5 protein-coding genes and 1 pseudogene are annotated in these 9,459 nt (G+C 49.6%); 2 read left to right on the forward strand and 4 right to left on the reverse strand.

Going from position 1 to position 9,459, the window contains the following annotated elements:
- Positions 1 to 6: 6 nt before the first annotated feature.
- Positions 7 to 1,977 (forward strand): glycoside hydrolase family 127 protein, encoded by a 1,971-nt coding sequence (locus EQY_RS0104550; RefSeq protein ID WP_001026865.1) that lies wholly within the window; start codon positions 7 to 9, stop codon positions 1,975 to 1,977.
- Between the two features lie 134 nt (positions 1,978 to 2,111).
- On the opposite strand, the gene EQY_RS0104555 is transcribed toward EQY_RS0104550, so the two are convergent.
- From EQY_RS0104555 to fdhD, 4 genes are all read right to left on the reverse strand, one after another.
- The gene (locus tag EQY_RS0104555; RefSeq protein ID WP_024212401.1) at positions 2,112 to 3,152 is read right to left on the reverse strand and encodes a YiiG family protein; all 1,041 of its coding nucleotides are present in this window, start codon (positions 3,150 to 3,152) and stop codon (positions 2,112 to 2,114) included.
- A 210-nt stretch (positions 3,153 to 3,362) separates the two neighbouring features.
- Positions 3,363 to 5,669: a tetratricopeptide repeat protein gene (locus EQY_RS0104560; RefSeq protein ID WP_000382010.1), complete on the reverse strand. Its 2,307-nt coding sequence runs from the start codon at positions 5,667 to 5,669 to the stop codon at positions 3,363 to 3,365.
- Position 5,670: 1 nt separating this feature from the next.
- Positions 5,671 to 7,506 carry an ATP-binding protein gene (locus EQY_RS0104565; RefSeq protein ID WP_000105781.1) on the reverse strand — a complete coding sequence of 612 codons (1,836 nt, stop codon included), beginning with the start codon at positions 7,504 to 7,506 and terminating at the stop codon, positions 5,671 to 5,673.
- Between the two features lie 311 nt (positions 7,507 to 7,817).
- Complete coding sequence (gene fdhD, locus EQY_RS0104570) at positions 7,818 to 8,654, reverse strand: formate dehydrogenase accessory sulfurtransferase FdhD (protein WP_000753605.1); 837 nt, start codon at positions 8,652 to 8,654, stop codon at positions 7,818 to 7,820.
- 193 nt (positions 8,655 to 8,847) lie between these two features.
- On the opposite strand from fdhD, the pseudogene EQY_RS0104575 reads away from it, so the two are divergent.
- Positions 8,848 to 9,432: pseudogene (locus tag EQY_RS0104575) on the forward strand (molybdopterin-dependent oxidoreductase); the annotation flags it as partial.
- Between the last annotated feature and the right edge of the window lie 27 nt (positions 9,433 to 9,459).

A 9,459-nucleotide genomic window follows, 5' to 3' on the forward strand; every position in this document is an offset into this window, starting at 1 on the left:
CACAAGATGAACATTTCGGAAGTCGATCTGCACAAACTGACGGTTAGCGATCCGTTCCTCGGTCAATATCAGCAATTGGTACGCGACGTGGTGATTCCTTATCAATGGGATGCGTTAAACGATCGCATTCCCGAAGCGGAACCCAGCCATGCGATTGAAAACTTTCGCATTGCCGCCGGACTGCAAGACGGGGAGTTTTACGGCATGGTGTTTCAGGACAGCGACGTCGCCAAATGGCTGGAAGCGGTAGCCTGGTCGCTGTGCCAGAAGCCGGACGCCGAACTGGAAAAAACCGCTGACGAGGTAATCGAACTGATCGCCTCCGCCCAATGCGAAGACAGCTATCTCAATACTTACTTTACGGTAAAAGCACCCGAAGAACGCTGGAGCAATCTGGCGGAGTGTCATGAACTTTACTGCGCCGGTCATCTGATTGAAGCCGGAGTCGCCTTCTTCCAGGCCACGGGAAAACGACGCTTGCTGGAGGTGGTTTGCCGTCTGGCCGATCATATCGACAGCGTATTTGGCCCAGATGAAAGTAAGTTACACGGTTATCCTGGTCACCCGGAAATTGAACTGGCACTGATGCGTCTGTATGAAGTGACCGAAGAACCGCGCTACCTGGCACTGACGAACTATTTTGTCGAACAGCGTGGTGCGCAACCACACTATTACGACCAGGAATATGAAAAGCGCGGGCAGACCTCGCACTGGCACACCTACGGCCCGGCGTGGATGGTGAAAGACAAAGCCTACAGCCAGGCACATTTGCCCATCGCACAGCAGCAAACCGCCATTGGTCACGCGGTACGTTTTGTCTACCTGATGACCGGCGTCGCGCATCTCGCGCGTTTAAGTCACGATGAAAGCAAGCGTCAGGACTGCCTGCGGCTGTGGAACAATATGGCCCAGCGTCAGTTATATATTACCGGCGGCATTGGCTCACAAAGCAGCGGCGAAGCGTTCAGCAGCGATTACGATCTGCCGAATGACACGGTATACGCCGAAAGCTGTGCTTCCATCGGCCTGATGATGTTCGCCCGGCGAATGCTGGAAATGGAAGGCGACAGTCAATATGCCGATGTGATGGAGCGCGCACTGTACAACACCGTGCTCGGCGGCATGGCGCTGGATGGCAAACATTTCTTCTATGTGAATCCGCTGGAAGTACATCCAAAATCGCTGAAATTCAACCATATCTACGATCACGTTAAGCCGATCCGCCAGCGTTGGTTTGGTTGCGCTTGTTGTCCGCCAAATATCGCCCGCGTGCTAACCTCGATTGGTCATTATCTCTACACGCCGCGTGAAGATGCGTTGTATATCAACATCTACGCAGGAAACAGCATGGAAGTGCCGGTAGAAAATGGCACGCTGCGTCTGCGGGTTAGCGGGAACTATCCGTGGCATGAACAGGTGACGATTGCGGTTGAATCTCCGCAGCCGGTGCGTCATACCCTGGCTTTACGTCTGCCGGACTGGTGCACGCAGCCACAGGTCACATTGAATGGAGAAGTCGTCGAGCAGGATATTCGTAAAGGCTATCTGCATATAGCCCGTGAATGGCAGGAAGGCGATACGCTGAATCTGACGCTGCCGATGCCAGTGCGTCGCGTTTACGGCAACCCGCTGGTGCGTCATGTGGCTGGGAAAATAGCAATTCAGCGCGGTCCGCTGGTGTATTGTCTGGAGCAGGCCGACAACGGCGAGTCATTACATAACCTGTGGCTACCCGCCGATGCGCCGTTTACGACATTCGAAGGCAAGGGATTATTCAGCCATAAAATCCTCATTCAGGCGCCTGGTTATCGGCTTGAACAGAGCAATCCAGAGCAGCAACCGTTGTGGCATTACGACAATGCCCCAGCCAAACGCCAGCCGCAAACTCTGACGTTTATCCCGTGGTTTAGCTGGGCTAACCGTGGCGAGGGCGAAATGCGGATCTGGGTGAATGAAGAGAACCGTCGCCATCCGTAGGATCGATAAAGCGCAGATTGCCTGATACGACGCTTAACGCGTTTTATCAGGCATAAAAGCCGGTGTAATTGTAAGGGTCGGATAAGGCGTTTACGCCGCACCCGACACTATTTTCTCACCAAAATCAAAAACGTTTAACGCAGGCTATTATAGTCATCAACCATTTCGTTGTACTCGCGTAACGCTTTCGGGAAAGAGTCTTCGACCATCCAGCTTGTGTTTGCATCCTGAAGTTGCTCTTTATCCCAGTCAGAGTACGGGACTTTATCTCTGACGCGGCGAACATATTTTTTAGCTTCGAGCTGATATTGGTCTGCCGAATTAATAAACGAAAATTTCATGCCGCCTTTATCCGCTTCTTTGGCCTGTGCCACCAGCGTTTCCAGTTCAGATACTTTCTTCATTGCCGCATCTGGATCAAACTTCTCTTGCGAAATCAGGTTATTAATTTGTTTCGCTGATATCATGACAGCCAGAGAGTAGTAGTGGAATGTTTTCCCTTCTCTTTCTTCAATATTTTTCAATTCCGCAAGCTGACGCTTATCATTAATTTCCTGAATCGCCGCGTGATAAGATTCTGCTACGGGTTCAAAGGCTTCAATATTTTTTATGAGCGTCTGGTGCAGCGTTTTCCCTTTGGCAAACGCATCATCTTTATAATTTTCCTGGGTGTAATATTTATCCATTTCGTTAATGGTATTACCCAGCGCAACAGCGGCATTAATATAATTCAACGCCACACCATCAATGGGTTCCAGCGCAGGCGTTAACGCCACGACTCTTTTTATTCCTTTTTGACACTCAGAGAGATTGGATTCACTAATGCCGTAGATGCCATAAACAAGGCTCTCTTTACCCGTTGGACCCTGTTTAAAATCTTTCAGCCAGTCAGCGTAACGCGCCAGGCTGTTCTGCACAGGGATCTGTAACTTATTGTAGCACTTGATATAAACATCCATTTTTTCGTCGAAAACCGCTTGTTCATCGACCACCGGTTGCGCAGGCGTTTCTGGTTTAGCTTCTGCTTTTGCAACGGGCGCTTCTGGAGCTGGTGCGGCAGGTTGACTATTGGCGGGCGGGGGAGTTTCTGTTTCGACTTTTTTATCATCACATCCGGTGATACCGAGGGCCATTATGGCGATAATAATAGCTGAAGATAATAAATTCCTTTTCATTTAATTGCCTTATAAATAGATAAATAAGAGAGTAAATATAATAAAGGAAAAAAGAAAGCGTCACTACACGCGTTTTGTTTATAAATAAATAGATATAATTCACTGAATGAATAAGTCCGGTAATTTCATTGATAAATTACCGGACTTATTCAATTAACAGTTCAACCGTTGCGAGAGGAAAGTTTCTGCCCCTCGTTATTTAAACCTGCATTACATCCCATAACGTTCAGAAATAGCAGCATGTTTCTCTTCGTTCGCTCCGGCTTCTTTGGCAAGACGCCACCAGCACAACGGATGTTCCCAGTCTGCGGTCAACTCACTTAGCGTTTTATCAATATTAGCTTTAGCAACCGAACGCGGCGCGCTGATAACAAAGTAGAACGCGGGCAGTGGCTCTGCTTCTTCTCCCTGATGACTATCCGTTAACGTATAGTCCTCGTTACTGTTGCTCCAGTAGTACCAGTTTCGTTCACGTAGCGCCTCACGGAAGGCATTAAACTGTTCTTCACCAGGCATGACACCTTCACAGAACCAGGACTCGCCGTACTCGGTCGGGATAATGGTTTTCAGGCACCCATAAAGTGGCGTGAAATTCTTCTGCTCTTCCTCATCTTCAGGCCGGGTATTCAACATTTCCGCATCGAATACCACAACTTCATCAACATGTTGTGGGTAATCTGTCCGGTAGGTTGGTTCAATGATCCTTGCCGTTACCGGTCCAATCCGCTGGGCATAGTAATAGCGGTATTCGAAGTTTTCCCGGAAACGGATATTCAGTAGTCCCCATTTTTCGTCGATAAAACCTTCGCCTTCCGTGAGTTCGATTTCCAGTTCTGCGGCGATAGTTCGCACCAAATCCCATTGTTGTAAGATGCTGGCGGTCGCCATGATATCCCACTGGATATTACGAATATCTTCTTCACGACTAATCATAAGTTGCTGCAATTGCTGTAAATAGTCCAGCTGCCGATCCCAGGCTTCCTGTTTTTGTGCTGCCCAGGAGCACATGCGATAAACGCCGACCCACTCGCGCCCTTTTTCGTGTTGCAGCAACTGTTGACCAATCGACTCCAGTTCGCCCCAGTCTTCCTGTTGGTTGATCACCCGCGCACGGAACCACAGCGCCATATGTAGCAGCCCCGCCTGTTCATACTGCTTCGCCAGGTGTTCGATCGCTTGCTGATCGCCACGGTTAAGCAGGAGATCCAGCAGATCAAAGCAGAGATTGTTATCTTCCTGGATGTGGCTTTCAACGTAGCGTTGCAGGAGTTCAATCGATTCATCAATCGCATTGCAGGCGTTTAACGCATTGACCAGCTTGCCCAGCAATTCCGTATCATCTGGCGTGTTCAGGTAAGCGCGGCGGAATATTTCGACGTCTTTTTCCGGATCGGGCTGCGTTTCTTCATCACTGTTTTCAGGTATTTCTACCACCGGTCGAGCAAGCAGTTCCGCCTCTTTAGCGACGATTTTTTCACTAAGTTCAAGAAACTCGCGATCAACGCCCAGCAACGCGCGTAATTTCGGTATGTGCCGCTGAGCCAGTTTCATCGCCATTTTGGCAACCCAGACAGATTCTCGCTCCAGCGCCAGGGTAATTTGCAGTTTCGCCAGATCAACCACTTTGCGGTGCGCCCCGGCCTGTGAACGGTGCTCCAGCATTTTTTGAATGATTCGCGCCAGTTGCCAGTGGTTTCTTTGTGGATTGCGGGGAAGTAATTCAGTAATAATCTTCAGCCATGGTCCCCATGAATAGGGAGTCAGATCTGACCAACGCGGCAATTCCTCCCAGACTTCTTTGTCCTGCCCGCATAACGCCATGATGTACAGTTTTTTGAGTTGATAATTGATGCGGTCGCGTCCCCAATAATCATTTTCTTTTGCCAGTTCATCAATCACTTCTCGCGCTTCATCGTAACGCTGAAGGGCAACCAAAATATCGGCACGGGTTGCCAGCAGTGCTTCTAAATATTCACTCCCCGATGCTTTTACCGCGTCGATTTGCCTGTCGATATAAGCCAACGCCTCTTCTGTTCTGTTGGAATCCATCAGCGCACTGGCATATTCGCAGGATAAACACATAAAGCAGCTCCAGGTCGGATCAATGCGCGCGATGGTTTCTTCACATACCGCCATACGTTCATTGGCCCAGCCAGGGGCATCTATATTCTCGTAGCAAGCGGATAAATCCTGCGTGACACAGATAGATTGCGGGCAATCTTTTGCCTCTTCCCGGTGCGCTTTTTCAAACAGCGCCACTACGTCTGGCAGTACTTTTTCGCCTTCTTCGTAGTTAGTCAGACGATGGCGCATCTCCCAGTGCCCGATAAATATTTCCAGCCACGGATTTTTGGCCACTTGATTCAATGCTTGCATTTCCGGTAATAACGAATCGCACTTTTCCATTTGCAGATGTAAAACACCTTCAGAAAAATCATCAATTATCTGCGGAATATACTCCTGCCCGGCATCACGCAACTCCTGGCTATATTTGTTGTACCACTCCCATGTATCCATTTTATTTTCCTTGATTAATTAAGACAGGAATAACCTGAGTAAAATCTTCCAGCGCCTGGTGTAAATCCCATTGTTGTTCTTTATTGCCGCTGGAGCACAAAATCACTTTCAGCGATTTTAATAACCGTAATGCCGCCGCTGGCTGTTGCTGATGTTGTAATGCCGTCACCAGTTGCATAATGCAGGGGTTATTGAGATTGATATACAGACTTGACGTTTTGGTCTTTTGGATTTGCGAGGTGAATTGCCGCGCCAGCATTAACGCTGCGGTGCTAATACGTTTATCCGCGTCATCCTGTTCGAGAATTTGTTTTAATTCTGCTTCGCGATCTGGTGTTACCACTAATGGTAAAACTGCGGGTTCGAAGCGGGAGATGATTAATTGCTCGCCGTCGCAAAGATGCTCTTCCAGATAAGCAACCTGCTCTTCGGGTAATTCCGCAAGGCTGAACAACTGTTCATTACCCGTTTGTGTACCGACTTCAATAATCCGGCAGTGATATAACAGCGCCCAGCGGCGTAAAAATGGCACCACGGCATAGCGATCGCCACGCGCAACGGGTCGTTGCAGAATGTGGAACAACATCTCTTCAAAACCGCCATCGCGGCTTAACAGAATATGAATGCTGTTATTAATGCGTAAATCTTTTGCCAGCAGCGCACCTTTTGAGGTAGGCACCTGCAAACGGTCTTTGAGCAAATCAAACAGACGGTCATCGCACAACGCCGCGCCAAGCAACGCTTCGTTATGGCGCATTAATACCCGTCGCCAGATTTCTGGCTGATTTTGTGCGAGATCGGACAAACCAGAAATCAGCGCCTCTTTTAACGCCTCCTGCACCGCGACCCAGGTTTCGTCGCGCTGGAGATCTTCCCGGCTCGCCGTCGGCGTCAGTTTCGAAGACTCAATCACACCGCCGATAAAACCGGCCCAGGGCGGTAACAGCTCACGCGCTTCGTCATCGAGTAACATGCCGCGCAAAAACAGCGACAGGTTGCGGTTATCGCTGGTGCCGTAAGTTGCGCCATCCTGAATCCATAAAATCCCGACCGCATCGCTCATTCCCGCTGGCACCACCGGAATGGTGCAAATAGGTTCAAAGGAGGATTCAAACTGGGCGGCAAAGGCGAGATTTTTCCGCTGTACCAGCGCGCGGTGCATCGTTACGCTATCTGGCGTTTCTTCACGCCACGGCGGCTGGAGTTTGTTCACCGGCTCGCTGGCGTCCCCCACATAGACCGGTTCGTGCAGCAATATGCAGTAGCGGGAAAGGACGCGGTTCAGCAAATTGTTACTCGCCAGATGGCTGTACTCTTCTTTGAGCGTCAAAATCACCTGCGTCCCCGGCTCCGAGGACTGATGCGGCGTAACGGTATATTTTTGCCCGTCGGTAGAGTGGTATTTCCAGCTCTGATCTGGCGTTTGCCACGAGGTGGTCAGTACCATCACTTCTTTTGCCAGTACAAATGCCGACAAAAAACCGAGGCCGAACATACCAATTAAACCGGTATTGTCATCCTGCTGGCGCAGCATTCGGGTATAACCCACGCCCACTGTAGCCAGGAAGCCGTGAATTTCGCTTTCTGTCAGACCCGCGCCGGTATCGCTAATGGTGATGGTGGATTTCGCCACGTCCGCCACTACACGAATAGAGTTATCCTTTGGTGCATCGGGTTGCTCAATCCTGCGGCGCACGATCGCATCGTGCCCGTTCTGCACCAGCTCCCGCACGGCGACCACGGGGGTGGAGTAAAGATGCTTACTGAGCACCTCAATTAAGCCGTTTAAATTAACTTCGGTAGAATATGAACTGCCAGGTAACTGTAATGTACTCATTTTTCAATACTCATAATCCATCACCCACTATTGAAAATACATTGCTGTTTTTTACAACCGGTGCAAGGTTTGTTATTTTCATTCACTCATCGGAAACATTTATTTATTGACGCGATGATTAAAACAAAATGTCTTATATAAATAATGATTAATTCTTAAAGGATTAATGCGACTGGAGTATATCGATATAAACCGAAGTTAACGAGATAATTTCTTGTGGTGAAATTATTATTTAAATGCTGAATAACATATTCAGCATTATTTAATAAAAAAATAAAACCGCAATCCAGAATCAGAATTGCGGTACTTCTTTAATTATGAATCAATCGTTGCGGATGAGTATAAATCGTCGCCCGTCCCGGCTTACAAAAACCTACCAGCGTCAGGTTACATCGCTCGGCGACTTCTACGGCAAGCGTTGTCGCGGCAGACACCGCAAACAGAATTTCTACCCCGCACATCGCTGATTTTTGCACCATTTCATAGCTGGCACGGCTGGAAACCAACACCGCACCCTGCTGCCAACGTTCACCTTCTTGCGCCCGCCGACCTAACAGTTTATCCAGCGCCACATGGCGGCCCACATCTTCATGTCCGCCAGCCAGTTCGCCAGACGGCAACATCCAGGCGGCGACGTGAGTACAGCCGGTCAGTTGCCCCACTGGCTGGAAATCATTGAGATGGCGTAATGCATCATCCAGTTTGTTGAGATCAAACGTTTGGGTGAACGGCAACGGCTGCACTGGCTTACCGATGTCGTTAAGTTGCTCCACGCCACATACGCCACAGCCCGTGCGCCCCGCCAGTGCCCGACGACGCTCTTTCAACCCCATAAAGCGACGGCTGGAAAGCTCAATTTGCACTTCCAGACCATTACACGAGGGAACAACATCCATGCCGAATATATCGCGCGGACTTTCGATAATTCCTTCTGAAAGCGAAAAACCGAGCGCAAACAGTTCAAGGTCTTTGGGCGATGCCATCATCACTACGTGCGAAATGCCGTTGTAGACCAACGCAACGGGAACTTCTTCCGCGACTTCATCAAGCCGGGAACGTTGTAAATCATCACGCTGCCATAACTCAATTTGTCGCATTCCCGTGATATTTGTCACATTTTTGATTTCTTTTTGCTGTGTTTTTTTCACTTTCTCTTAACCAGATAAGAACACACACACCAAGATTATGGTATTCTGTTACAAACCCTTCCTGGATGGAGGGAAATTGAGCCAATTCTGGACCTTTGCGGCCCCTTCCGCAAAGAAAAATAACTCCCACTCCCTGCACACGCAGCAAGCGAATGTAAATGGGACGTGACAATGTCGAAACAAGGAGCAATCCATGCAGGTCAGCAGAAGGCAGTTCTTTAAGATCTGCGCTGGCGGTATGGCAGGCACCACGGCAGCGGCACTGGGTTTTGCACCCAGCGTAGCACTCGCGGAAACCCGGCAGTATAAACTGCTGCGCACCCGCGAAACCCGTAATACCTGCACCTATTGTTCCGTAGGCTGTGGGCTGTTGATGTACAGCCTCGGTGACGGAGCAAAAAACGCCAAAGCATCTATCTTCCATATCGAAGGCGATCCGGATCACCCGGTCAACCGTGGTGCACTTTGTCCGAAAGGCGCTGGCCTGGTGGATTTTATCCACTCCGAAAGCCGTCTGAAGTTCCCGGAATATCGTGCGCCTGGTTCTGACAAATGGCAGCAAATCAGTTGGGAAGAAGCGTTTGATCGCATCGCCAAACTGATGAAAGAAGACCGCGATGCGAACTACATTGCGCAAAACGCCGAAGGCGTGACCGTTAACCGCTGGCTCTCCACCGGGATGCTGTGTGCTTCCGCGTCGAGTAACGAAACCGGCTATTTAACGCAAAAATTCTCCCGCGCGCTGGGTATGCTCGCGGTCGACAACCAGGCGCGTGTCTGACACGGACCAACGGTAGCAAGTCTT

The sequence above is a fragment of the Escherichia sp. TW14182 genome (genome assembly GCF_000208525.1).
GTDB classification, from domain to species: Bacteria; Pseudomonadota; Gammaproteobacteria; order Enterobacterales; family Enterobacteriaceae; genus Escherichia; species Escherichia ruysiae.

Coding starts and splice junctions, on each gene's coding strand:
- EQY_RS0104550 (WP_001026865.1), top strand. CDS start 7: ATGAACATTTCGGAAGTCGATCTGCACAAACTGACGGTTAGCGATCCG.
- EQY_RS0104555 (WP_024212401.1), bottom strand. CDS start 3,152: ATGAAAAGGAATTTATTATCTTCAGCTATTATTATCGCCATAATGGCC.
- EQY_RS0104560 (WP_000382010.1), bottom strand. CDS start 5,669: ATGGATACATGGGAGTGGTACAACAAATATAGCCAGGAGTTGCGTGAT.
- EQY_RS0104565 (WP_000105781.1), bottom strand. CDS start 7,506: ATGAGTACATTACAGTTACCTGGCAGTTCATATTCTACCGAAGTTAAT.